Annotated in this window: 20 protein-coding genes; 16 read left to right on the top strand and 4 right to left on the bottom strand. The window is 52.3% G+C overall.

Features of this window, described 5'->3' with window-relative positions:
- The 11 genes from ACMGDE_RS17950 to ACMGDE_RS18000 all read left to right on the top strand — a co-directional run.
- Window positions 1-225, top strand: a 225-nt coding sequence (locus ACMGDE_RS17950) for a hypothetical protein (protein WP_436834208.1), incomplete at its 5' end; no start/stop codon positions are given.
- 128 nt (window positions 226-353) lie between these two features.
- The gene (locus ACMGDE_RS17955) at window positions 354-2,309 is read left to right on the top strand and encodes a type II secretion system protein GspD (protein WP_436834209.1); all 1,956 of its coding nucleotides are present in this window, start codon (window positions 354-356) and stop codon (window positions 2,307-2,309) included.
- A 10-nt stretch (window positions 2,310-2,319) separates the two neighbouring features.
- The gene (locus tag ACMGDE_RS17960) at window positions 2,320-3,552 is read left to right on the top strand and encodes a hypothetical protein (RefSeq protein ID WP_436834210.1); all 1,233 of its coding nucleotides are present in this window, start codon (window positions 2,320-2,322) and stop codon (window positions 3,550-3,552) included.
- Window positions 3,549-4,088, top strand: coding sequence for a hypothetical protein (locus tag ACMGDE_RS17965; protein ID WP_436834211.1), 540 nt, complete (start codon window positions 3,549-3,551; stop codon window positions 4,086-4,088). Before ACMGDE_RS17960 ends, ACMGDE_RS17965 begins: the two co-directional genes overlap by 4 nt.
- 6 nt (window positions 4,089-4,094) lie before the next feature.
- Window positions 4,095-5,045 carry a fibronectin type III domain-containing protein gene (locus tag ACMGDE_RS17970; protein WP_436834212.1) on the top strand — a complete coding sequence of 317 codons (951 nt, stop codon included), beginning with the start codon at window positions 4,095-4,097 and terminating at the stop codon, window positions 5,043-5,045.
- Window positions 5,042-5,518: a hypothetical protein gene (locus tag ACMGDE_RS17975; protein WP_436834213.1), complete on the top strand. Its 477-nt coding sequence runs from the start codon at window positions 5,042-5,044 to the stop codon at window positions 5,516-5,518. Before ACMGDE_RS17970 ends, ACMGDE_RS17975 begins: the two co-directional genes overlap by 4 nt.
- 10 nt (window positions 5,519-5,528) lie before the next feature.
- Window positions 5,529-6,167: a toxin-antitoxin system YwqK family antitoxin gene (locus tag ACMGDE_RS17980; protein ID WP_436834214.1), complete on the top strand. Its 639-nt coding sequence runs from the start codon at window positions 5,529-5,531 to the stop codon at window positions 6,165-6,167.
- A gap of 189 nt (window positions 6,168-6,356) precedes the next feature.
- A complete protein-coding gene (locus ACMGDE_RS17985; RefSeq protein ID WP_436834215.1) occupies window positions 6,357-7,133 on the top strand; it encodes a hypothetical protein in 777 nt (258 codons plus the stop codon).
- A gap of 70 nt (window positions 7,134-7,203) precedes the next feature.
- A complete protein-coding gene (locus tag ACMGDE_RS17990) occupies window positions 7,204-10,161 on the top strand; it encodes a hypothetical protein (RefSeq protein ID WP_436834216.1) in 2,958 nt (985 codons plus the stop codon).
- A gap of 1 nt (window position 10,162) precedes the next feature.
- Window positions 10,163-13,609: a DUF6443 domain-containing protein gene (locus tag ACMGDE_RS17995; RefSeq protein WP_436834217.1), complete on the top strand. Its 3,447-nt coding sequence runs from the start codon at window positions 10,163-10,165 to the stop codon at window positions 13,607-13,609.
- Window positions 13,597-14,079: a hypothetical protein gene (locus tag ACMGDE_RS18000; protein WP_436834218.1), complete on the top strand. Its 483-nt coding sequence runs from the start codon at window positions 13,597-13,599 to the stop codon at window positions 14,077-14,079. Before ACMGDE_RS17995 ends, ACMGDE_RS18000 begins: the two co-directional genes overlap by 13 nt.
- Window positions 14,080-14,651: 572 nt before the next feature.
- Here ACMGDE_RS18000 and ACMGDE_RS18005 read toward each other — a convergent pair.
- Both ACMGDE_RS18005 and ACMGDE_RS18010 read right to left on the bottom strand, forming a co-directional pair.
- Entirely contained in the window at window positions 14,652-16,190 is a 1,539-nt protein-coding gene (locus ACMGDE_RS18005; protein WP_436834219.1) for an OmpP1/FadL family transporter, read from the bottom strand.
- Window positions 16,191-16,218: 28 nt separating this feature from the next.
- Entirely contained in the window at window positions 16,219-17,364 is a 1,146-nt protein-coding gene (locus tag ACMGDE_RS18010) for a hypothetical protein (protein WP_436834220.1), read from the bottom strand.
- 196 nt (window positions 17,365-17,560) lie between these two features.
- Between ACMGDE_RS18010 and proS the strand changes: the two genes are divergently transcribed.
- The 4 genes from proS to ACMGDE_RS18030 are packed head-to-tail and all read left to right on the top strand — an operon-like array spanning window position 17,561 to window position 21,737.
- On the top strand, window positions 17,561-19,033 hold the full coding sequence (gene proS, locus ACMGDE_RS18015; RefSeq protein ID WP_436834221.1) for a proline--tRNA ligase: 1,473 nt from the start codon (window positions 17,561-17,563) through the stop codon (window positions 19,031-19,033).
- Between the two features lie 45 nt (window positions 19,034-19,078).
- Window positions 19,079-20,224: a cystathionine gamma-synthase gene (locus ACMGDE_RS18020; protein ID WP_436834222.1), complete on the top strand. Its 1,146-nt coding sequence runs from the start codon at window positions 19,079-19,081 to the stop codon at window positions 20,222-20,224.
- Complete coding sequence (locus tag ACMGDE_RS18025; RefSeq protein WP_436834223.1) at window positions 20,224-21,090, top strand: TIGR02757 family protein; 867 nt, start codon at window positions 20,224-20,226, stop codon at window positions 21,088-21,090. The genes ACMGDE_RS18020 and ACMGDE_RS18025 overlap by 1 nt, the downstream gene beginning before the upstream one ends.
- Window positions 21,091-21,143: 53 nt before the next feature.
- Complete coding sequence (locus ACMGDE_RS18030) at window positions 21,144-21,737, top strand: TlpA family protein disulfide reductase (protein WP_436834224.1); 594 nt, start codon at window positions 21,144-21,146, stop codon at window positions 21,735-21,737.
- A 4-nt stretch (window positions 21,738-21,741) separates the two neighbouring features.
- On the opposite strand, the gene ACMGDE_RS18035 is transcribed toward ACMGDE_RS18030, so the two are convergent.
- Entirely contained in the window at window positions 21,742-22,722 is a 981-nt protein-coding gene (locus tag ACMGDE_RS18035) for a 2-hydroxyacid dehydrogenase (RefSeq protein WP_436834225.1), read from the bottom strand.
- Window positions 22,723-22,807: 85 nt separating this feature from the next.
- On the opposite strand from ACMGDE_RS18035, the gene pyrF reads away from it, so the two are divergent.
- Window positions 22,808-23,641 carry an orotidine-5'-phosphate decarboxylase gene (gene pyrF / locus ACMGDE_RS18040; protein ID WP_436834226.1) on the top strand — a complete coding sequence of 278 codons (834 nt, stop codon included), beginning with the start codon at window positions 22,808-22,810 and terminating at the stop codon, window positions 23,639-23,641.
- 15 nt (window positions 23,642-23,656) lie between these two features.
- On the opposite strand, the gene ACMGDE_RS18045 is transcribed toward pyrF, so the two are convergent.
- Complete coding sequence (locus ACMGDE_RS18045) at window positions 23,657-24,208, bottom strand: NADPH-dependent FMN reductase (RefSeq protein ID WP_436834227.1); 552 nt, start codon at window positions 24,206-24,208, stop codon at window positions 23,657-23,659.
- Between the last annotated feature and the right edge of the window lie 37 nt (window positions 24,209-24,245).

The raw sequence follows: 24,245 nt of genomic DNA on the forward strand, positions 1-24,245 counted from the left end.
AATATCATCATGCTGGAGAGATTTCCAGAATTAAGTCAATTATCGTTAGCCCGGTTCAAGGTAGATACAAATCTGTACCGATTTCGGATTTCACGCATCGATAAAGATAAACATGCAGAAAAACAACTCTTTTGGCACTTGAACCACGGCCTTGTGAAATACATTACAGAGGAAGGTGAAGTTTGGAGGCGACAACTCGACAACTCGGCAGCCTTATCATTTTGAAATTTTTTTTGCTTTGAAATTCCGGATTATTCACGTAACATTACAGTGGATTGGGATATCTATTTTGGAAACTTGACAAACAGCCTAGACCGAACAAATTACTGCGAATTTCAACCGAACATTAAAGGATGGCTAGAATTTTACGTTTACCCCTGACCTATTGCTGCCTGTTTTTTGCGGTGGTGCTGATGCCCTTGGCGGGAATAGCCCAGCAACCGGATCGGATTGCTCAATTGGAGCAACGGCTGAATGATCTTTCGGTGCAATTGCCGGGGCTGGAGGAGAAGGTGACCCTTTCGGTCTCTGGAGCCTCGGCGCAGGAATTCCTGCGTGCGCTGGCGGAGGCGGCAAACCTGAATATCAATGTGGATCCGACCATCGAGGCCCGCATCTATAACAATTTCCAATCGGAGACGGCGCTGAATGTCCTGCTGTTCATCGCGCAGGAGTATAACCTGGACATCAATTTTATCGGCACGATCCTGTCCGTCCGCCAGCTGAACCCGCTGGATTACCGGTTGCCGAAGCCAATCGCGGCCGATTACAATGCGGACCTGGGCCAGCTGACGCTATCGCTGGAAAATGACAGCCTGGTGAGCGTGGCGCGCACCATCACGCAGAAGACCGGCACCAACGTAATCGTGACTAATGAGCTGAATAGCAAAACGGTGACGCTGTATGTGCAAAATATGGAACTCCCGGCGGCATTGCGCCAACTGGCGTTTAACAATCAATTGAAGCTCGCGGAAACGGCTGATGGCGCATTCGTATTCCTTCCGCTGGGCCAGCGGGAGGAGAATTTCATCAACAGCGATGCGGAACTGGCCACCCGCCGGATGCCGCTCTCGGCACCTGTGGAGGGGGGCATGGAGGGGCAGGGGGGTACCTTCTATGTGGAGGCTCGGGGCACGGAGGGACAGGATTCTATTCCCTTGCTGGATGTGGAGGCGAGTAATACACCGATTGAGGAGGTGATCAAATATGCGGCGGATCAGGTGAATGCTAATTATTTCCTGTTCAGCCCGCTGCAGGGTACCATCACCACGCGGCTGAAACAGGTGAGCTTCGACGACTTGCTGACGGCGCTGCTGCGGGGCACAATGTACTCCCACAAAAGGGAAAATGACATTTACCTGATCGGCGAGCGCCGATTGGAAGGGCTGCGGGAGATGCAGGTCATCCAATTGCAGAACCGATCGATCGATACGATACAGGCGATGATCCCGGCGGAATGGAGGCAGGGGATCGAGATCAAGGAGTTCCGGGAGCAGAATACGTTGCTGGTAGCGGGTCCGTCACCGCAGGTGAATGAAATTGCCGAGGTGGTGAGGCGATTGGATACACGGGTGCCCATGGTGCTGATCGAGGTGACGATGCTGGATATCCGCAAGGGGTATAACATCAAAACGGGCATCACCGCGGGAATTTCCGACAGTGTACGTACCGGGGGCACGATATTGCCGGGCGTGGACTATACGTTTGGCGCGGCGTCCATCAATGATTTTCTCTCCCGGATCGGCACGGGGGCATTCAATCTGGGGCGGGTGACGCCTAATTTCTACGTGACCTTGAGCGCATTGGAAGATAATAATAATGTGGAATTGCGGTCCGTGCCCAAATTGTCTACGCTCAATGGGCATACGGCCACGATGAGCATTGGCAGTACACGGTATTATCGCCTATCCACGCAAAACGTAATGGGTTCATTCAGCCCGCAGACGGTGGTGACCGAGCAGTATAATGAAGTCAATGCGGATATGACGATCGGTATCAAACCCATCGTATCCGGTGATGAACAGGTGACGCTGACCATCAACATCGACATCTCGGATTTTACACAGGATACGCCCATCGACGAGCCTCCGCCCACGACGACGAGCAAATTTGAATCGATCATCCGGGTGCGGAATGAAGAGACGGTGGTGCTGGGCGGGATTGAGCGTTCTGAAACGCTGGACAATTCGTCGGGTATACCGGTGTTGTCGCGTATTCCGATATTGAAATGGCTGTTTAGCAGCCGCAGTAAGGGGCGAAACAAGATTGTTTCGGTGGTATTCATCAAACCGACCATTATCTATCAATAAGTAAGTGATCATGATTGCCGCGGTAGGATCATACATGAGGCATATCCCGCAACTGGCGGGGGTGGAGCTGCTGCTGGCTGATGGGGAGCTGTTTGTGGCCAATGTGGTGATGGTGAAGCGGAGCGGGACGAAGGTAACGTTCGTCAGTGGTGAATACGGGTTGACCGATTTTAGAGCGATAACCAAGCATATACCGCAGGGGATACCGGTGGTGCTGACCGTCGGCGGCCGGGGGGTGATTCACCGGGCGCTGGATAACGGACATCATCAAAACGACTTGGATGGCCTGAAACAGGTATTGCCCAATGCGAAGGTGGATGACTTCTATGTGCAGCGGGCGGAGTTGGGGGGATGTACGATGGTATCCGTGGCGAGGCGGAAACTGATCGACGATATCATCGCGCAAATGGGTAAATGGGGGCTTCCGCTGCTTGGCGTAAGCCTGGGGCCGTTTGCCGTCGATCTCTTTAAGGGGTATCTTTTTCCCGACGATGCGGAATCACGGACAATTGGCCGGCATCGGTTTACAATTCAGCAGGGTATGATCGCGGCGTACAACCTGCTTGGCGAGGAAGCTGCGCAGACTGCCCGTCGGGTGGATATTGGCGGGGAACAGTTGAATGAATGGCTCGTACCCGCATTTGCGGCTGCGTTTGGCGCGATCAGTGAGATTGCGCTGTACCGGCTACCCATCTCCGCGATCGAGCAGCAGGCTGCGGATTACCGGCAGCGGTGGGCATTCCGGCGGTCGGGTACGGTGCTGATGGTGCTTTTCCTATTGGTACTGCTGGTAAATGCCTTCTATTTTATGGATTACTCGCAAAAGGTAGCGGGTTTTGCAGGTAGTGATGCGCTGACCATCCAGCAGGAAATCGATAAGCTGCGGAAGCAGTCTGCCGAGCGGGAGACCCTGCTGGAAGGGCTGTGGCATGACGATGCCGCCCGCTGGGGGATGGCCTTCATGGCCGATCGCATCGCGGGGACGCTTCCAGAGGGTGTGCGCCTCCGTGAGCTGGCCATATATCCCCGGGATGAGGCGCTGAGCCGCAAACAGCGGCGGCCGGTGCACATACCATCGGCCATACGGATCAGGGGGACCTGCGGCGACATGCCGCAGGTGAACGACTGGATGAAACGGTTGCGGTCGCTCGCCTTTTGCGAGGATGTGGAGATTGAGGAGTATGGGTTTGATGAGCAGGACAAGGTAGGGGTGTTTTCATTGCAGATGCGGTTGATGCCATGATGCAGTTTTGGGAGACATACGATTGGCGCACCAAAAACCGGCTGCTTTGGATAGCGGCGGTGTTGTTCGGGGTGGCATGCTACCAGCTGGCGCTCAAACCGACCCTGCGCCTGCGTGCGGAGTATCGGGAGCTGCGGACAGGGGAGGCCGCACGGCAGGCCAACATGCAGGTGCTGGCGGAGCTGCGGGCAAGTGCCAACAAGGCGGGGCAGCTGTTCGATCTGGACGATGCGGGAACAGCAGTGGATACCTTGCTGTCGGAACCGGAGCGGATAGCGCTCTTGGCCCAGCAACGTGGCGTGGAGGTACGTAGCCTGCCTGCACCGCAGCAATTGGACGCCGAGCTGCTGCGCCTGTATTATACGGAATATCAAGTGGAGGGTGTATTTGTGAATGTGCTGCAAATGCTCCGCGACATCGAGCAACAGCAAGATATCCAGGTATTGAGCGCTTCTTTTGTGAAACAACCTAATCCCGCCACCCGGGCACCGGAATTGGTGCTGCACGTGCGGACGGTGAGATTAGTCAACGATTAATGGATGATGAAGACGATAATCCCATACTTATTTGCGGCGGTCACACTTGCAGTGTGCATGCTGGCCGCCTGCTCGGATTTTTTGGAAGAATCGATCGCCGATGGCGGCGTGGAACTGCTGTCGCCGGGTGCCGACGCACAGACGAATGTGTATGTCGTGAACTTCCTATGGGAGCCGCTTGACCATGCCCTGCAATACCGGCTGCAGCTGGCTTCGCCATCATTCGACTCGGTGGCGCTCTTCCATGCGGATACCACGTTGGAGAAAACCGTATTCAGCATCAGCCTGCCACCGGGCGAATACCAATGGCGGGTGAAAGCCCTCAACGGCAGCAGCGAAACGGCTTATACCACGCGGGGATTTACGATACACGAGGCGGCGCTGAGCACGCAGACCGTGCTGCAGGTGACCCCACCGGACAACTTCATTACCGCAGAAAGTGCGGTGGACATGAGCTGGCAGGATATTTTCAGTGCGACGAACTACCGCTTGCAGGTCGATACGAATGGATTTGCGGATGAAACGGAATTGGTGTTGGAGCGGGTGGTAGACGGTGAATCGTTCGCCTATGATCTGCCCGAGGAGGCGGTATACCAATGGCGGGTGCGTGCCGAGAACGACACGGCGCAGTCCCGGTGGTCTACTGTGCGCAGGGTCATCCATGATCGCACGCCGCCACCGCCACCCGTGCTGACCGCCCCTGCCAACGATGCGCAGGTGAACCGTCCGGTGAATTTGCAATGGAGCGGCGGAGAAGGGGCAGTTGCTTACCGGGTATATGTCTACAAAAGCGACTCCACGCTGTACAGCAACCAGTTTCCAGTACAGCAGGAAGCCACGTCCTACACCTTGGATGCCGGTGCCCGCGGCGAACGCCTGCTTTGGCGCGTGCGGGCCATGGATCGCGCGGGGAATGAAAGCGCATACAGCGGCTGGCGGAATTTTGTGATCAGATGAACAAGAAGCTGACCTATCCGCTGCTGGTGCTGGTGCTCATCCTTTGGGGGGTGATTTTCTATCGCATCTTCTCCGGATGGTCTGATGAGGAAAGCGCAATGCCCCTGCCGCAACGCCTGGCGGAGCGGGTGGCACCCGAGCGTCCGGTGGATGACAGCCTGTTGCTGGATTACCGGGACCCCTTTCTGGACAATGTGGACGGGGAGACGCCGATGATGACGGAAGACAGCCTGGCCATGGCATATGAATATGTCGAAGAAACGCCCTATGTCGACTGGTCGCAGGTACAGTATCTCGGTTCGGTAAACAGCACCGGAGGTAAGGCCGTTGCACTGGTGAGCATCAACGGAAAAGAATACATGCTCAAACCCGGGGAGACCGTAGACGGCTATACATTAGTGGGGCAAGTAGGGAGTTCAATTGCGGTGCGCTATCAGGGACAGGTGGGTACCATAGCCCTACAGGGACAATAATTGCTATCAGATGATGATGAAACGATATTTTTTGGAGAGGCCGCGGCAAGTGATGCTGTGGGTTTGCATAATGGCCAGTATATCCCTGGCTCATGAAGCCAAGGGACAACGCTACCTGGAGGAAGCCATTCCCTACCGCAATACAGCCCTGCTGCGGACAGCCGATGGCCTGATCGAGGTGACCTTCACGCAGAGGGATTACATCGGCCGGGCAACGCCGCAGCTGACCTACCATTCGTACTACCGCGACAGCATCTACCATACGCAGGGCGGATACCATGGTCATCCCCTGCACGGCATCTACGTGGAACGGTATGCCAACAGGAGCCCGAAGGTGCTGGGGCGCTATGCCTATGGCCTGCGGACCGGAAAGTGGCAGCATTGGGATGGCAACGGAGTGCTCCGCAAGGTATCCCGCTGGAAAGAAGGACAGGAAACAGGAGCGTTTGCATTATATAACCAATCGGGTAAGCCACAGCAGCGGGGCTATCTCCGCGATGGGAAATTTGACGGTATCGTCATTACCTCCCATTCGGGAGACAGCGTAAATCGGGAAAAGAAACGCTACCGGAAGGGGGAAGAAGTGGCGATGGATGAAGGCAGTTGGCTTGGTCGGATGTACGATAGATGGAGGGTGTGGTTTCAGTAAATTTCTTCTTGGATAATTCAAGTTATTTCATTAACATTACATGGATTAAGACATCAGCCTAAACAAGTGTAAGATTCCAGTAGCAAGGTATTAATTGGCTAATGTGTGTGGGTGCATAGGTGTTCGCCATCGTGTATTATGCGCCGTGGTCTCCTATGGGTTTCCGTAGACATCAATTTAATTATAGCCATGATACTTAAATCTATGATCGCCTCTTTGGCCATTTCCCTTACCGGCGCATGCTGTTTTGCACAGAACACATTTCCGACCTCAGGTAACGCTGGGATCGGGATCACATCGCCCTTGGCCATGCTCCACATCCGAACGTATACTGGGGCTGCTCCCACTTACCCCTCTACTACGAGTAGAGGAGATATTTTTGGTGTCCTGCAAGCGGATAACAACGCGATGGAATTGGGGGTTGCCAAGGGCTCCAACACGCGAAGGGCCTGGATCCTGGCCCGCCACGCCAGCACAGCAGACTTCGGACAATACTATGCGACGCTTCACCTGCAACCGGCGCTTGAAAGTACAACCCAGTATCGGGGTGTGGCCATTGGTTATCCCGCCTCTTCCACGATACCGCTACAGGTAGGCCTCGTCGTCAATGGCAATGTCGGTATCGGCACTACCGACCCCCAAGCCAAACTCGCCGTAAACGGCAACATCCTCGCTAAGGAAGTGAAAGTAAAGACGGATATCTCCGTGCCGGATTACGTGTTTGAGCCGGATTATGAGCTGCCTGCACTGGCCGACGTAGGGGCCTACGTAAAGGAGCATAAGCACCTGCCGGAAATCCCTTCGGCGGCGGATATTGAAAGGGACGGACTGGACCTGGCCGAGATGAATCTGCTGTTGTTGAAGAAGGTGGAGGAGCTGACGCTGTATTTGATTGAGAAGGATGAACAACTAGCAGAATTCAAGAAAATATTCATGGAGAAGCTAGAATCGATTGAGCGGAAATAATAAGTTATATACGGTTCTCTAAATTATATATAAAATGATAGTCAGACTTAAACTTATCCGGTGTGTATTGATGATACCCATTAATATCATTGTTCTTGGCGTCACCGACGGATTTTGCCAAAATACCTTAAGGCCAGCCCAACAGGTGATACCGCCTTCGCCGACGGCGGGGGAACTTGCCAAATACATCACCTATCCGGTGGATCTAAGCAATGGGTTGGTCAAGATCAGCATTCCCTTGTATGAAATAGTCGATGGCGATATCCGAATACCCATCACATTGAATTACCACGCGTCAGGCCTGAAGGCAAACATCAGGTCTGGCGACTGGATAGGAGATGGGTGGAGCCTGAGTACCGGACCGACGTTGTCGCGGAATATAAACGGAGGGCCGGATGAGCTATCTTATTACCATGACATGCTTCAAAATCCGCAGCCAACCTACCAGCAACTAAACCAGGTTGTCAACCAGGAAAAGGACATTGCACTGGATGAGTTCTATTATTCGTTGTTGAATACCGCCGGTCGGCTCTATTTCAAGCGGGTTACCAGCACGCAGCTGAAACCGGTTGCCATCCCAAGGGATTCGATAGAGGTCTCCCTTCCCCAAGCAAACAATCACACGAATTTCATCGATATAGCCGATACAAAAGGACTGCAGTATCATTTCGGGGGGACAGACCGAAAATTCAAAGATTTGATGAACAACAGCTACGGTGTATCCGCAACGGAAGTAGCAACAGCCTGGAAAATCAATGAAATCCATTCTCCGCTGACCAACAGGACCGTCACTTTTGAATATTCCAGCAATATCACCGAAGTTCCATTTTACCGGAATATCGATGACGTGATCATGCTGGATAACACATCCTGCCAGTGCACGAATACCATACCGGCCGTAAGGGTTACAAATGGTTCGAGTGAAAACTACTACCGGTTTAATTTAACCACAAACGAACTGGAACTTACGAATCCAGCTAACCTGTATTTGCCTCCGGGCTATCAATTTCCGATACGGGGAGTCCAGACAATCACGCAATACAATTCCTATATAAACACCATCCGTTTCGGCGGAGGCCGGGTAACGTTCACGAAGAGCGAAGGCGGACGTAAAGGGTTGACTTCCATCCGTGTTTACGACAAAAGCGATGCGCTGGTCAAATATATTGAGTTTATTCAATCGACTTCAGGAACCCCGGCTGTATTGACCTTGGATGAAATCAGGATCAATTCGCTTGAGACTTCGGAGGTCGAGAAATATAATTTTTTATACACTGGGTCGCTTCTGAACAGAGAAACACGTTCCGTCGATCGATGGGGGTACTACAACGGGGTCAACAATAGCACCTTGGTGCCTGCGATCGCTACCCAGGCAACCTTCAATAACTATCCAAGTGCAAGTACGCTGGTTTCCATAAACATACCGGGGGGCAATCGGGAGCCTAATGAGACCTCTATGAAACAGGGTGTTCTAACAGCGATTATCCATCCTACAGGAGGCAGAACCAACTTCGTCTACGAGGCTCACCGATATCAGGATAACGGGAATACCAAGTTGGCGGGAGGTTTGAGGATCAAACAGGTCCAGCATGTGTACGAAACCGGAAAGATCGTTTACCACAATTACAAATATAGTACATTGGGTACCTCGATTAACGGAGCTGGATTGCTGAATGTGGTCGAAACGGGGAATACCTATCCCCCTATGGATAACTTCTATCACTACGCCGAGACCAATTGCTTGCAATTCAGTGGATCCTCGTTGCTTTCATCCACGTTCAAGGAGCGGCGTTGGACCGAAAATTCCATGATCAATCTGTTTTCAGAAAATGGTTCCAGCGTAAGCTATCCCTATGTGACCGAGGCCATTTCTTCGGATGCAAACGGAAACAACGTAATTGGGCAAAAAAGACATATTTTCGATATTTCTCCATCCTATCCCATGAAATATCAGCAGACCAACATCATCCTGGATTCCAAGGATGGTTGGAGCAAAGGAAACCCACAATCTAACACCTTTTTTAAAAGCGGCAGTTCATTGGATACGGTCTTGCACAAAAACTTCAGCCATGACCGGGATTTCGGCTACGGGGATGCGGACAACAGAATAAGGCAGTACTACGTCTATAAATCCAACCGGATTTACGGAGCAAGCGAAGATGCCGTTGCAGAGCAGCATAAAAAGATAGAATTTGTTTGGAAAGATCTCAGCACCGGACATAATCGTTTGGGTGGAGAGGATGAACATACCTATAGCGCCAACGGAACCATCAAGGAGCAAACAACCTATGGCTATGACGTCTACGGAAATATCAGCAGTGTGACCAAGAAAACCAGCGGGTCGCTCAATGGAAATGAGGTCACAACGACGATCTATGCAAAGGACATGGTTGATCAGGCGCGCGATCCGAATGGGATATATGCAAGCATGGTGGGTAGCAATATCGTGGGCGTCCCGATAGAGGTGAAGACATACAGGGGCAGCGTTTCAAGCGCCAACCTGCTGACCACAAACACCACGCAATATGCTAGGTTTAACAATTTGTTTTTTGCGCCGAAGGAGCTCATCAGTAAGAACATAGCTGCTTCATCGGACCGGAAGACCTTGATGAATTCGTATGATTCATTCGGCAACCCATTGGAAATCAAAAATATGGATTTACTAAGCACAGTTTATCTCTGGGGTTACAATGGGCAATATCCGGTTGCAAAGGTCGAAAACGCTACGTATTCAGAGGTGCTAACGGCTTTGGGAGGAGGGACCACGGCGACCAATATCCTCAGCAGCCTGAATTCGGTAACGGTCAGCGACCAGACCATCAATACGCATATTCAGACGATCCGGACCAATCTGGCCAAGGCACAGGTAAGTACCTATACTTATAAGCCGTTAGCGGGGATGACCAGCGTGACGGACGCTCGCGGAATCAAGGAATACTACCAATACGATGGTTTCCAACGATTGCAGCGTGTGCTGGATTTCGAAAATAATGTACTGAAAGACTATCAATACCACTATAAACCTTGATATGAAACGCATATTGTTATATTTTTTGGGGATGTCCCTCACTTCGCAGTTGCTGGCTCAAGAGACGGACATCGTCCTTTCCAGCTATAGCGGGCAGACCACCATCACAGCCCTGAACAGTATCAGGCTGACAAACGGATTCCATATTCCCGCCGGAAGCAATGTGACCATTTCCATTCAGCTTATTCCTAATGTCGGGAGCGCAGTGAGCAGCAACCAGAATTACATCCTAACCCGAACATTCCGGGACAAGGTGCTGGAGGGAGCACTGAACAGTGTCTGGACGATAGACAAGGAAAACCAGACCATCCAATACTTTGATGGACTTGGCCGAGCCATCCAGACCGTGGAGCTCAAGGCCAGCCCGGGCTACAAGGATATCGTGCAACATATCGAATACGACGGATTCGGGCGCGAGGCCGTGTCCTACCTGCCCTATGCGACCAGTAGCAGCAATGACGGGAGCTATAAGACTACTGCCAAAACAGATCAACTGAATTTCTACAAGACCACCGGCTGGGACGCACACGTAGCCAAGACAGACCAGCCATACGCGGTGACGGTATTCGAGCAGAGCCCCTTGGATAGGGTATTACAGCAGGGAGCTCCCGGCAGCGTATGGCAGCCCGCAGGAAGCCGAACGGCCTCTACGGGCCGCTCGGTGGACACTGACTACGGAGCCAACTTGGGGAGTGGTACAGAAGCCGTCAAGCGATGGACGGTCAGCGCTTCGGGAGGGGCCAGCGGCACGACCAATTATGCTGCAACCACGCTGTACAAAACAATAACCAAGGATGAGAACTGGGTAACGACCAACGGAAAAAGCGGTACCGTAGAGGAGTACAGGGATTTTGATGACCGGCTGGTACTGAAGCGGTCATGGAACGGGAGCAGCCAGCTGAATACCTATTACGTGTACGATGATTTCGGAGATCTCCGTTACGTGGTTCCACCCGCGGTGACAGCAAGCAGCTTTACGGAGAGCGATGCCAATTTCACGAATTACATTTACGGGTACAAATACGATGAAAAACGCCGCGTAGTGGAGCAAAAAATCCCCGGAAAAGGCTGGGAATATATTGTTTACAACAAGAATGACCAGTCAGTACTGACACAGGATGCCAACCAGCGGGCCAAGACCACCAAAGAGTGGCTGTATACGAAATACGATGCCTTCGGCAGGGTGATCGAGACGGGCGTATTCACGTCGAGTGCCACGCGCGCCACGCTTCAAACCACCCTGAACAGCGAGGCCAGTACAGCACTCTGGGAGACCAGGAGCAGCGCAGACTACACCAACATCAGCTACCCACGGAGTTCGAAGACCGCGCGGACTATCAACTATTATGACGATTATACATTCAACGGCGCGTCCACGGCCGCGCTGCAGCCATCGGGCATCACGCGTAGCCAGAAGGTCAAAACCCTGCTGACCGGCAGCCGAGTCTACCGAACGGACGGTACGGCGCCACTGCTGACCATTAGCTATTACGACGACCGGGCTCGCCTGATCCAGACCGCCTCGCAGAACCAGTTGGGCGGCACAGATTATGTAACCAATACCTACAGCTTCGTCGGCGAGTTGCTTACCAGCAAGCGGGAGCACAAGGCATCTGCCAGCGGAACGGTCACGACCATATTGACCAACAACACGTACGACCACGTTGGCCGGCTGGCTGAAACCCGAAAGAAAGTCAATACCCAGGCGGAGATCGTACAGAGCAAGCTCACATACAATGAGATCGGTCAGCTCCGTCAGAAAAACCTGCACGTCAATAGCAGCACCGCTATGCAGGAAGTGCTTTATACCTACAACGAGCGCGGGTGGATGACGGGCATCAACAACCCGAACAGCGTGACGGACAAGCGCCGGTTCGGCATGCAGCTGGGCTACGCCAACAGGGCAGGGACCTATAACGGCAATATCGGCACGGCGGTGTGGAACACCAAGGTGGCCCCTTCGCAGATACAGCTCCCGGTACAGACCTACACGTTTGACTACGATCCGCTGAACCGCCTGAAAAAAGGAGCTTACAGCGCCACGGGTAAGGCGAATTTCTACAACGAGGAGCTGGTCTATACCAATATGGGCAATATCGACAGCCTGCGCCGCACCAACGGCAGCACCGGCTGGTACAATCGGTTCAAGTACAACTACACAGGTAACCTGCTCAACAGCGTAACCGATGTAGGCACGGCTACACTGAACAACAGCTACACCTACGATGGCAACGGCAACGTGATCAGCAATTCGCGTTTTGGTATCACCAATATCGAATACAATTACCTAAATTTACCGGATAAGTATGTCAAGGGTTCGCAGAACCTGACCTATACCTACGATGCCACCGGCAGGAAACTGACCAAGCAGCTGGGCACATCGGTGACCCAGTATGTGGACGGCATCCAGTACAAGGACGGGGCCCTCGAGTTCATCCAGACAGAAGCGGGCAGAATATTGCCCAACGGCAGTTCTTTCATTTATGAGTATTTCCTCACGGACCACCTGGGCAATGTACGCGCCATGGTCGACCATACTGGCGCGGTGAAGCAAATACAGGACTACTACCCGTTCGGCATGGAGATGAACCCGGGCAATGCATATTCCGGCTCACCGATGAACCTGTATAAATACAACGGCAAGGAGAAGCAGGTGGAGCTGGGCTTGGATCAGCTGGATTACGGGGCAAGGTTCTATGACCCGGTGATCGGGAGGTGGGGCGTGGTGGATCCGCTGGCGGGCAATCATCATGGGTTCTCTCCGTATGCATACGTACTGAACAACCCGATGATTTTCATCGATCCGTTGGGACTGGACACGATAAGCGTGAATAACCTCAGCATGGCCACGTATAAAGAGGAGGATGTCGTCCGATTGGATGAGGTGTTCCTTAACCTGGGAGACCGCAACCGAGCGAACGCTTTCTCGACCGTGTACAGTGAGGTAAAGGAATCTTACAGGAAGAATGCCGGAGGACTGTTTATGGGGTATCCGGATAACCTACTTAAGCGGGCTTCCGAAGACTTCTATCGGAAATACTATGAAGGCAATGAGGTGGATCCGTTCACCAAGCGGGCGATACCGGGGAGCGGCGCACTGGTGGATGCCAATTGGGTGATCGATCTGGGGGTTGGTGGGGTGACCGGTGGACTAAGGGCGCTTGCCGCGAGGGGAATTGCTAGGGGGACGAGTAACCTTGCGATACGCCCTGACATAGTGCTAAGTGGGGGAAGAAGCGGGCAATTAGTTAAGACGTTAACAGGCCCAGCAAATAGCGTTATAAAAGGAGGTCAAGGAAGAATTTTTATTACGGATAACTCAGGGAAAGTTGTTTGGGATATAACTAAAGACAGAGCAAAATCGGTAATTCCTGGACAGGGCTTCGGACCAAAAGTTACACCAACACAAGAACAATTAAATCTATTAAATCAAGTATGGGGGATTTGATCATGGGCGATAAGTGGAAAACATCCGTAACCGAATTAATGACAATATTTAGAGGGGCATTACTGTCAATCATTCCATGGCTTGAAAAAGCAAAAATCAAATGGAAAGAAAGCGAGGCTTACGATGACTGGGATAATATAGCAGAATCTCTTTATAAGAATATCGTCTGTTCTTCACTAACTGGAGAAGTTGCTTCGGAATATGGAATTGCTAAATACAATTTTAACTATGATAATTATGCATCAATAGATTTTATTGAGGTAAGGGTTGATAATTCTGAAAAGAAATTCGCATTCGTAGCCTTTCAAAACAACGCTTCTCCGTTGGACAGCGTTAAAGTAGCCGAACTCGATAAAACGAATACGGTTATTGATTATACTAATTTAAAGTTTGGTGGCTTAAGGTTTGTTTTTGCAAGGAATATTGATGGTAAACGGGAACTTGTAGGTAGTGTTGAAATTGAATTGTAGATAAAGGTGTTAAGAAGCCTCTGAGCGCATTAGACAAGTAAAAACGTATTCAAAGTATATCAACCAGACCTAAAAGCGGCGATACCGATTATATTAAGTGGGCGGATGATGAATTGATCTAAAGCTTAGGACATTGTAAAACGGCGGAAAAAACGCTGAGCGAGTTACCGCATTAGAAGACATACCAATTGCTATGGATTATGATGCAGTTACTTCCCACTTACCCTCATCCCAACAAAAGAAATCGCCGAAATTCTTGAGATTATAAAAGAAGAGACGAAGCCGGAGAAGGTGATCCTATTTGGAAGCCATTCTTTGGACAACTGGGAGGAGATTGTGGAGCGGATTTGTATTTGCTTAAGCACAAGAGTACGCTCGACAAGATTCCGATATTTTTGGATAAGCGGGTGTTCCAGCTTATCTTCAAGGTTTCGGAAGGAGCAAAATTAAAGAAGGAGGAACGTATGGCTATATGAAGCAAGCTTGAAGTGACCTCCTCCTGATCCCGAGTCATCCTAAAGTAGAGAATTCGGTGTTATTGACCTCCGGGGCTTTTAGTTGACGACACTCCCCTAAAACTTAAACCCCACCGTCAAAAAAACACTATTCCGGGAATTATTAACATCCACGATGGGGCTGTAATGCTCGTTGGCATCATCCAATACATACGGGTTCAGGCTGTACTCCTGCGATAGATTTTGGTAAGCCAGATCGAAGTATACATTGTTGATGCGGTAACCCAAGCCCGCAGAGACTGTCTGTGTAGTGGATTCAATGTCTTGATAGGGGCTGCCGGTATGCCCATAGCCCGCGCGCACCAATAGCGCCGGAGCGATCATGTACTCACCGCCAACCCTGAAGTTGACCGCGCTGCTATACATATCGCCGATGCCGCTGTTCATCTCGCTATCGGTGGTGGAGTTGACCGACGAAAACCGGATACTGGAGTAATCTACATATTCGACATCCGCGCTGATGAGGCCTTCGCCCAGTACGGCAGCAACGCCGCCGCTCAGCCGGTAGGGGGTACGCAGGGTGTAATCATAGTAGGTGGTTTCTTCGGGGTATTCCAAGCCGTCTTCTGTGCCGTCAGTATAGTAATTGGTCACCCCGAAATAATCGGTATATTCATTGGTGAGCTGATACCAGGTAGGGGTGGTGGCGGTGATGCCGATCTGCACTTGGCTGATGGGCCGGTAGATAACACCCAGCTTGGCGTTGAAGCCATTGCCGGTGGTGGTCGACCAATATTCCTCATCATAGGCATACTCCGACTCCAGTAAGGGATTGTATATGTCATAGTCAGCGTGTCCGGCATCGACAAACCGCGAATCAGGATTCATGTTGTAGATGTAATCGAAATTTTCGAAAGCCCCATCCTCCATAAACAGTTGATTGACATCATGGTTGATGCGCGAGAAGCCTGCACTTGCGCCTATATATAACTGATTGCTGTAGTTGGCGCCGAACGATACGTTGGTCTCTGACTGAAAACCGGTGGCGCGGTTGTAGACGGTCTGTACGTTATCCAGCGTGGTCATGGGCACATAATAACCTTCAAAATCTTCATCGATCATCCCGGATTGCCAGCCGAAATCACCGTGTACCGTGCCGCCCATATAGGTCATGAAATCGGAGATGCTGCTTTCGGAATTCACACCGGTATATCCTAAGGTGCTGTTGAAGTTATTCGTTTTGGTGTATCCGACGCCAATGTTAAAATTGAGCCACCCCGTGGTGAGGCTACTGCCCCGCGCTCTGCGCGTGGGGATATGGAAAACGGCCCCTAGCTGATCGAAACCGATCCGGTCTACGCTGTTTTGACCATTGGTGCCGAAATAGCTGGCTTTGTTTAAATCATTGATATAATCAAGGGATATACTGACATCGGATTGGCTAAAGAAGCCAAGGCCGGCGGGGTTGCCCGAAATGGAACTTAAATCGCCGCCCAGCGCGGTTTGTGCATTTCCTAAGCCTTTGAAGCGGGCCGTAGCACCCGATTGGGGCTGTGAAAACCAAAGGACATCCTGTAGGTACTGTGCTTGGACGGCCATACAAACTGCGCCTGACAACAATGCGGAGAGTACAATTCTTTTGATAGGTGTATTCATATTCATGGTTGGTTATGAGTGATGCCGATTATCCCCGGCCCCTGCCGCCTCCACGGCTGCTGCCTCCGCTGCTCCCGCCACTACTGCCTCGGCTGCTGCCGCCTGATGATGAACCAGAAGACCGCGAGGGGGGTGATACCGAACCGCCCCGGCTACCGGATGACGGCCTTGGCGCTACGCTGCTGGGCCTTGATGGCCGTGCTTGCTCAGCACTGGGACGCCGGGAAGATGATGGCTGTGCCGGACGGGCGCTGCTGCCTGTGGGACGCCGTGTTGATGTCGGTCTTGTCGATTGCCCGGCTGGTCTCGCCGTTTGTCCGGCCGGCCTGCGGGAAGTACCGCTCCTCACGCCCTGCGTAGTGCCACGGGTGCCGCTGCTTGGGCGAACGGCTTCGCCCGTGCGAACGCCCGACGAACGGGTGCCGCTGCGTACGCCAGGAGCTGCGCTGCCGCGTGTGGCCACCGTACGGGTAGATATGCGCCCGCTGGCATCACGGGAGATCGCCGTACGGGTAGACGAACCGGCCGTACGGGATGTACGGGTACCCATCCGATCACGTGATGACGAACGTACCGCCATCCGACGGTTATCAACATAGGCATAGCCGGGATAATAGCCGCCCATGCCGCCCCAGCCCCAATTGCTGTAAGCGTATGGTCCGCCAAAGCCCCTGCCGTAGTAGGGTGAACCCCAGCCCCAATACCCACCATAATAGGGGTTATACCAGCCGCTGCCCCAACCAAGGCCCCAGCCCATGCCAAAACCGAGATTCCAGCCACCGCCCCAGCCCCAGCCAGGACCATACCAGCTGTTGAATCCGTACCAGGGGTCAAACCAGGGATCATAGTATCCCAAACCCGGTGTGTTATAATAGAACCGGTTTATCCGGTTAGCATATTCGCTGTCGCTATATTCGTCTGCATAATATTCATTGTCATAGCTGGTATCCGCATATTCATCCGCATAGTATCCGTCTTCCGCGTATTGATCATCCTGTACCGGCTCCTCTTCGTAATAGTAATCCGGACTTTGGTAATTTTCTTCCACAGCCCGGGCGTCCGTATTATAGACATCGTCGCGGAATGCAACTTGCCGTGAAGTGCTACATGCCCCCAAGAACAACGAGATGCTTGATAAGGTCATTATACTGACTATCAATCTGTTGGTTTTCATGTTTATGTTCCTTTCGTTTGGTTAAAGCCCACTTTTTCTCTGTATAGACGCCATTTAACGCGATTGGTTTAATCCCGGCTCATTTTTTTGTTCGGTAATTTGACAAAAGGGACTACCTTTGCTTGGCAAAATTTTAGACGCGCTTCGACGGTGCGTCCATCCGCAAAAGTTAAACTTTTTTTATCAAAAATCCACTATGAGCAAAGGAATTACAAGCCGCGAAACGGATTATTCCCAATGGTACAATGAACTCGTCATGAAAGCAGACTTGGCCGAGCATTCCGCTGTAAGGGGATGCATGGTGATCAAACCTTATGGATATGCCATATGGGAGAAGATGCAAGCCGCGTTGGACAAGATGTTCAAAGACACGGGCCACAGCAACGCTTATTTTCCTTTGTTTATCCCGAAATCCTTTTTTTCGAAAGAAGCTTCACACGTAGCGGGCTTTGCCACCGAGTGCGCGGTGGTGACGCATTACCGGCTGAAGAATGATGGCTCGGGTAATATCGTGGTAGACGAGGATGCCAAATTGGAGGAGGAACTCATTGTGCGGCCTACCTCGGAGACCATTATCTGGAACACGTATAAAGGATGGATCGAATCGTATCGCGACCTGCCGATTTTGGTCAACCAGTGGGCCAATGTGGTCCGGTGGGAAATGCGGACCCGCCTGTTTTTGCGCACCGCCGAATTTCTATGGCAGGAGGGACACACCGCACACGCTACCCGGGAGGAGGCAGTGGAGGAGACCGAGCGCATGCTGGATGTATATGCCGACTTTGCCGAAAACTGGATGGCCTTGCCCGTCATAAAAGGGCGCAAGACCGAAAATGAACGGTTTGCCGGGGCATTGGACACCTTGTGCATAGAGGCACTGATGCAGGATGGCAAGGCGCTGCAAACGGGTACCTCGCACTTCCTGGGGCAGAACTTTGCCAAAGCATTTGATGTGAAATTTACTGCCAAAGACGGGAAACTGGACTATGTATGGGCCACCTCGTGGGGCGTGTCTACCCGATTGATGGGGGCGCTGATCATGGCCCATTCGGATGACCAGGGACTGGTGCTCCCCCCGAAATTGGCACCGATACAGGTGGTCATTGTACCCATCTACAAAACCGACGAGGAGCGACAGGCGATCGGCGCGGTTGCCGATGCGCTCATCGGTGAATTGAAAAGCAAGGATATTTCGGTGAAGTATGACGACCGCGATACACACCGCCCGGGATTCAAATTTGCCGAGTGGGAATTGAAGGGCGTACCGGTACGCGTCGCCGTCGGGACGCGTGACATGCAACAGGGTACGGTGGAGATCGCCCGCCGGGATACCCAAACCAAGGAGACGGTACCCCAAGCCGGCCTGGCCGATCGGATAGCGGGCCTGCTGGAGGACATGCAGCGCAGTATCTACGACAAGGCGGCGGTCTTTCGTGAAGCCAATACGGTGGAGGTCAATACCTACGACGAATTTAAGCAGGTGCTCGAAGGGCAGGGCGGTTTCGTATCTGCCCACTGGGACGGAACCGTCGAAACGGAGAAACTCATCAAGGAAGAAACCAAAGCTACCATCCGCTGTATCCCGCTGAATAACATAGCGGAAGCGGGTACCTGCATACGCACGGGGAAACCCTCTACACAGCGGGTGTTGTTTGCGAAGGCTTATTGATGGGTCACTTTGCCGCATTCCGCACATCAGAAATTTGCAATAACCATGGGATATAAATTCGCAACAAAGGCTATCCACGCCGGACAGCATGCCGACCCCACGACGGGAGCGGTGATGACACCGATCTACCAAACATCGACGTACCAGCAGGCTGCACCGGGCGATCATAAGGGATATGAATATTCACGGGGTACTAATCCTACTCGTAAGGCATTGGAAGATTGTATCGCGGCATTGGAAAATGGCCAATATGGCTTGGCGTTTTCCAGTGGAATGTCAGCTACGGAGACGGTGCTCAAATTGCTTAAACCGGGTGATGAGGTGATCACGGGGGATGACCTCTACGGCGGATCCTATCGGATTTTTACGAAGGTATACGAACAGTACGGCATCAAATTCCATTTTGTGGATGCTTCCGATCCGGAGAAGATCGCCGAAAAAATAACGGCTAAAACGCGCCTGATATGGGTGGAAACACCGACTAATCCGACCTTGAAATTGGCGGATATTGCCGCGATCGGACAGGTTGCCAAGGGCGCAGGGGTACTCTTTGCGGTGGACAATACCTTTGCCTCGCCTTACTTGCAGAATCCACTGGACTTGGGGGCGGACATCGTCATGCATTCGGTGACGAAGTATATCGGCGGGCACTCCGACGTGGTGATGGGTGCATTGGTCGTAAACGATAAGGCACTGTACGACAACTTGTTCTTTTATTACAATGCCTGTGGGGCGACGCCGGGTCCCCAAGATAGTTTTCTGGTATTGCGGGGCATCAAAACGCTCCACCTGCGCATGCGGGCGCATTGCGAAAATGGCCGTAAGGTGGCCGAATACCTCAAGAATCATCCCCGTATTGAGCACCTCTATTGGCCGGGATTGGAAGACCACCCCGGTCACGCCATCGCTAGGAAACAGATGCGTGATTTCGGTGGAATGATATCGATTGTGTTGAAAAACGCATCGCTGGCGGATACGTTCAGCGTAGCCTCATCTTTTAAGGTATTTACGCTGGCGGAATCGCTCGGCGGGGTGGAATCGCTCATCAATCACCCGGCCACGATGACCCATGGCTCGATACCTAAGGAGATCAGGGAGAAAGCGGGGGTGGTAGATAACCTCATCCGCATCAGTGTGGGCGTGGAAGATATTGATGACCTATTGGCGGATTTAGCGCAGGCGTTGGGGTAATGTCGTTCGATATCAAAGATTTTCTGGACCGCAAGGTAGACGAATACAACCGGCCGGCGTTTATTGATGGTGACCCGATATGCATTCCGCATCGGTTTACACGCAGGCAAGATGTGGAGATCATGGGGTTCTTTGCAGCGGTGCTGGCGTGGGGACAGCGGAAGACGATCATCAATAAGTGCACGGAGCTGATCGCCCGTATGGATGGTGCGCCTTTTGATTTTGTGCAACGCCATCAACCGCATGACCTCAAGCATTTGCTGGGGTTCAAGCACCGCACGTTTAATGACACGGACCTGCTTTACTTCATTCATTTTTTTCGCGCGCATTACGGGCGGTATGATTCGCTGGAGGATGCATTTATCCCCCGTGCGACTCACACTGAATTTCGGGAGGAGTACTTGGAGGTGTTTCCGGTGATTGAGGAGGGGATAGGGCTTTCCTCTTCGGTTTGCTATATGGACCGGCTACAGGGGGCTGCCTTCGGGGTGGAGCAGGCGTTGAATAATTTCCGTGCTTATTTTTTCAGCCTACCGGACTATCCCGCGCGCACACGCAAGCACATCAGTGCGCCGCAGCAACATTCGGCATGCAAGCGCCTGAACATGTTCCTACGGTGGATGGTCCGCCAGGACGATAGGGGGGTGGATTTTGGCTTGTGGACGCGGCTAACACCCGCACAGTTGATCTGTCCGTGTGACGTACACGTCGAACGGGTTGCACGGCGATTGGGGTTGATCCAACGGAAGCAGTCTGATTGGAAAACCGCGATGGAGCTGACGGAAAACCTCCGGCGCTTGGATGCTGATGACCCGGTACGATACGACTTCGCGTTATTCGGGTTGGGCGTCGAAGGAGAGATGTAAGGGAGATACGGTTTTTTTGCCTATGTTTGTGTTGACGAACCTGTATCATCGGTATGAAGAAGATTAGCGTTTCAACGATTGTCACCATTGTTTTGGGGTTATTCATTGTTGTGCTGGCATTGACGCCAGACACGCGCGCGTGGGTAAGCCGGGGTTTGATGGCCATGGGCCTGTATAAGCCCGACCTCACCGCCGGTGCGGATCAGGTGGCGCAGCCATCGGCCGGGGCAACAGGCAAGCCGTCCGTGTTTTTTACCGATGGTGAAGGTCATCGTATCGATGCGGCCAATCAGCAAGGAAAGGTGGTGTTTATCAATTTCTGGGCGACGTGGTGTCCGCCTTGCATCGCGGAGATGCCTTCCATCGATAAATTGTATCAGCAGTTTAAGGACAATGAGCAGGTCGTCTTCGTGATGGTAGATGTAGACAACCAATACGAAAAATCAAAGCAATTCATGGATAGCAAGAAATTGAGTTTACCCATACACGTTCCGTCGGGGGAAATTCCCGGAAATTGGCTGGGCAGCGCTATCCCCACGACGCTCATCCTCGATAAGCAAGGGCAGGTAGCCACACGCCATGAAGGCATGGCGGACTATAGTCGACCGGAAGTTGCGGAATTTATCCATAAACTGATTGCGGAATAACCCCTTATCGGCCGTATACTGCTGGATTGACACAGTAAGGCAGGGGGTTGCCTTGGAGACCCGCGAGGAGGTTTTCGACCGTGAGCTGCATCATTTTCATTCGGGTTTCAAGTGTTGCCGAGCCAATGTGGGGCAAGATGGCTACATTAGGCAGCTCGAGGAGCGGATGATCAGGGGCCATTGGCTCGGGATCTGTAACGTCTAGACCGGCACCCCAGATCATCCCCTGTTCTAATGCCTCGAGGAGGTCTTGTTCCTGATGCAAGGCCCCCCTTGCCGTATTGATGAAAATGGCGGATCTTTTCATGTTGGAAAACACATCGCGATTAAATATGCCTTTGGTCTCGCTGCTGAGGTTGGCATGTACACTGAGTACGTCGCTGTGCTGTAGCAATTCGTCAAACGAAACCCGACGAGCGCCCAGCGCTTTTTCGGCCAACTCGTTATGCCCTCTATTGTGGTAGATGACGGGCATATCAAAGGCATAATGGCAGCTCTTGGCCATTTCATAACCAATGCGCCCCAATCCGTATATGCCGAGGGTTTTGCCTTGCAGGTCTACCCCAAGATCGGCCATGGGGTCAAAAAACCCCCAATGGCCACGTAGAATTTCCTTGTGTTTATGGATGGCCTTGCGCGCGACATTCTGCATCAGCAGGAAGGCGGTGTCGGCCGTCGCTTTGCTCAGTACACCGGGCGTATTGCCGATCGGAATGCCAAGCATGGTGGCCTCCGCCACATCGACGTGGTCGTACCCTACGCTGCACACTGCAATGACGCGGAGGTGGCTGCAAGCCTTCAGGAAATGCTTGTCAATGCGATTCCCGCCGACACTGAATAATGCATCACTGTCCAGGGTATGCTGGATCAATTCGTCGGGGGACAGGTCACGTTTCGCTGTCCATTCGGAAAGGGTATAGCCGTGATCAGTTAATGCTTGTTTAATGATTTCGGGGACTGCTCGGGTGATAAAGATGTTCGTCATGATTGGAATGATAAATGTACGGTTTTTATTTTTTTAACAGCGACATTTGTCTTAGGTTTGCGCGAACAAACGCGTAAGTAGTAGCATGACCCGGCAGGAACTCATCCATCAAATCAAAACGAAGCGCTCTTTTTTATGCGTGGGCCTCGATACCGATATTGACCAAATCCCGGAACACCTGCTTGATGGTGAAGATCCGGTTTTTGAATTCAACCGCCAGATCATCGCGGCTACGGCCGATGTATGTGTGGCCTATAAGCCTAATATCGCATTTTATGAAAGTCGGGGCGTAGCGGGCTGGAGAAGCTTACAGAAGACATGGGCGGCACTGCCCAAGAACTGCTTGAGCATCGCCGATGCAAAGCGGGGCGATATCGGCAATACGTCCAGGCGCTACGCACAGGCGTTTTTTGAAGAGGAGGTATCGGGACTTGGCTTTGATGCCATTACCATTGCGCCGTATATGGGGCATGATTCGGTGCAGCCGTTTCTTGAATTTGCCGGGAAGTGGGCTATTGTATTGGCGCTTACCTCGAACGCCGGTGGACTGGATTTTCAGCCGATCCGGGATGAACAGGGGGCGCAGCTTTTCGAGCGGGTTATCCAACAGACCAATGCCTGGGGCAGCATCGACAACCTCATGTATGTCGTAGGGGCCACCCGCGGTGAAGCCTTTGCAACGATCCGCAAGCATGCGCCCGAACATTTTCTGTTGGTGCCGGGCGTGGGTGCGCAAGGAGGGAGCCTGCACGATGTCTGTCGATACGGAATGAACGCCGACTGCGGCTTGCTGGTAAACGCCTCACGGTCTATCATCTACGCGTCTAAAGGAGCCGATTTTGCCGAAAAAGCACGGCTGGAGGCATTGGCCCTCCAGCAGGAAATGGAAGCGGAACTGGCCGCCAAAGGTATTATTTAACGGAAGCAGCGGGTTTTAGCCGTTTATCGTGGCTACCCATGATGCAAAGGCTTCCATGAAATCCCGCAGGAATTTCGTGGTGGAAGCATTGACAAGGCTTCCGTCATCTCCGAAGAGTTTGTTTGCATGGCCGATATAGGCCTCGGGCTGTGCCATGGTGGGTACATTGAGATACGCCAGCGCCTGCCGCAGGTGATGGTTAGCGCCAAACGCGCCGATGGCGCTGGGCGATACACTCACGACTGCCGCCGGTTTGCCATTCCATGCGCTCGCGCCGTAGGGACGGGACCCCACGTCTAGTGCATTTTTAAGGACACCGGGTATCGACCGGTTATATTCAGGCGTCACGAACAAAATACCGTCGCAAGCCTTGAGCTGATTGCGGAAAAGTACCCATTCTTCGGGGGGCGAATCGTCAAGATCTTCGTTATAGAACGGTAATTTGCTGATATCCATGAGCTCGGGCTGGAGCGATTCTGGTGCGAGCGCGATCAGTGCGTTCGCGGTTTTCCGGTTAAAAGAAGCCTGCCTGAGGCTCCCTACATAAACTGCAATTTGATAAGCCATCATATACCTATAAGCATTATGGCGTCAAAAATGTTTG

The organism is Parapedobacter brassicae (genome assembly GCF_051400755.1).
GTDB lineage: Bacteria > Bacteroidota > Bacteroidia > Sphingobacteriales > Sphingobacteriaceae > Parapedobacter.

Excerpts from the sequence above, each read along its gene's own strand:
- ACMGDE_RS17975 (WP_436834213.1), top strand. The coding sequence starts at position 5,042 with ATGAACAAGAAGCTGACCTATCCGCTGCTGGTGCTGGTGCTCATCCTT.
- ACMGDE_RS18025 (WP_436834223.1), top strand. The coding sequence starts at position 20,224 with ATGTCGTTCGATATCAAAGATTTTCTGGACCGCAAGGTAGACGAATAC.
- proS (WP_436834221.1), top strand. The coding sequence starts at position 17,561 with ATGAGCAAAGGAATTACAAGCCGCGAAACGGATTATTCCCAATGGTAC.
- ACMGDE_RS18020 (WP_436834222.1), top strand. The coding sequence starts at position 19,079 with ATGGGATATAAATTCGCAACAAAGGCTATCCACGCCGGACAGCATGCC.
- ACMGDE_RS17965 (WP_436834211.1), top strand. The coding sequence starts at position 3,549 with ATGATGCAGTTTTGGGAGACATACGATTGGCGCACCAAAAACCGGCTG.
- ACMGDE_RS17995 (WP_436834217.1), top strand. The coding sequence starts at position 10,163 with ATGAAACGCATATTGTTATATTTTTTGGGGATGTCCCTCACTTCGCAG.
- ACMGDE_RS18010 (WP_436834220.1), bottom strand. The coding sequence starts at position 17,364 with ATGAAAACCAACAGATTGATAGTCAGTATAATGACCTTATCAAGCATC.
- ACMGDE_RS17985 (WP_436834215.1), top strand. The coding sequence starts at position 6,357 with ATGATACTTAAATCTATGATCGCCTCTTTGGCCATTTCCCTTACCGGC.
- ACMGDE_RS17955 (WP_436834209.1), top strand. The coding sequence starts at position 354 with ATGGCTAGAATTTTACGTTTACCCCTGACCTATTGCTGCCTGTTTTTT.
- ACMGDE_RS17960 (WP_436834210.1), top strand. The coding sequence starts at position 2,320 with ATGATTGCCGCGGTAGGATCATACATGAGGCATATCCCGCAACTGGCG.
- ACMGDE_RS18030 (WP_436834224.1), top strand. The coding sequence starts at position 21,144 with ATGAAGAAGATTAGCGTTTCAACGATTGTCACCATTGTTTTGGGGTTA.
- pyrF (WP_436834226.1), top strand. The coding sequence starts at position 22,808 with ATGACCCGGCAGGAACTCATCCATCAAATCAAAACGAAGCGCTCTTTT.
- ACMGDE_RS18005 (WP_436834219.1), bottom strand. The coding sequence starts at position 16,190 with ATGAATACACCTATCAAAAGAATTGTACTCTCCGCATTGTTGTCAGGC.
- ACMGDE_RS17990 (WP_436834216.1), top strand. The coding sequence starts at position 7,204 with ATGATACCCATTAATATCATTGTTCTTGGCGTCACCGACGGATTTTGC.
- ACMGDE_RS17980 (WP_436834214.1), top strand. The coding sequence starts at position 5,529 with ATGATGATGAAACGATATTTTTTGGAGAGGCCGCGGCAAGTGATGCTG.
- ACMGDE_RS18000 (WP_436834218.1), top strand. The coding sequence starts at position 13,597 with ATGGGGGATTTGATCATGGGCGATAAGTGGAAAACATCCGTAACCGAA.
- ACMGDE_RS18035 (WP_436834225.1), bottom strand. The coding sequence starts at position 22,722 with ATGACGAACATCTTTATCACCCGAGCAGTCCCCGAAATCATTAAACAA.
- ACMGDE_RS17970 (WP_436834212.1), top strand. The coding sequence starts at position 4,095 with ATGAAGACGATAATCCCATACTTATTTGCGGCGGTCACACTTGCAGTG.
- ACMGDE_RS18045 (WP_436834227.1), bottom strand. The coding sequence starts at position 24,208 with ATGGCTTATCAAATTGCAGTTTATGTAGGGAGCCTCAGGCAGGCTTCT.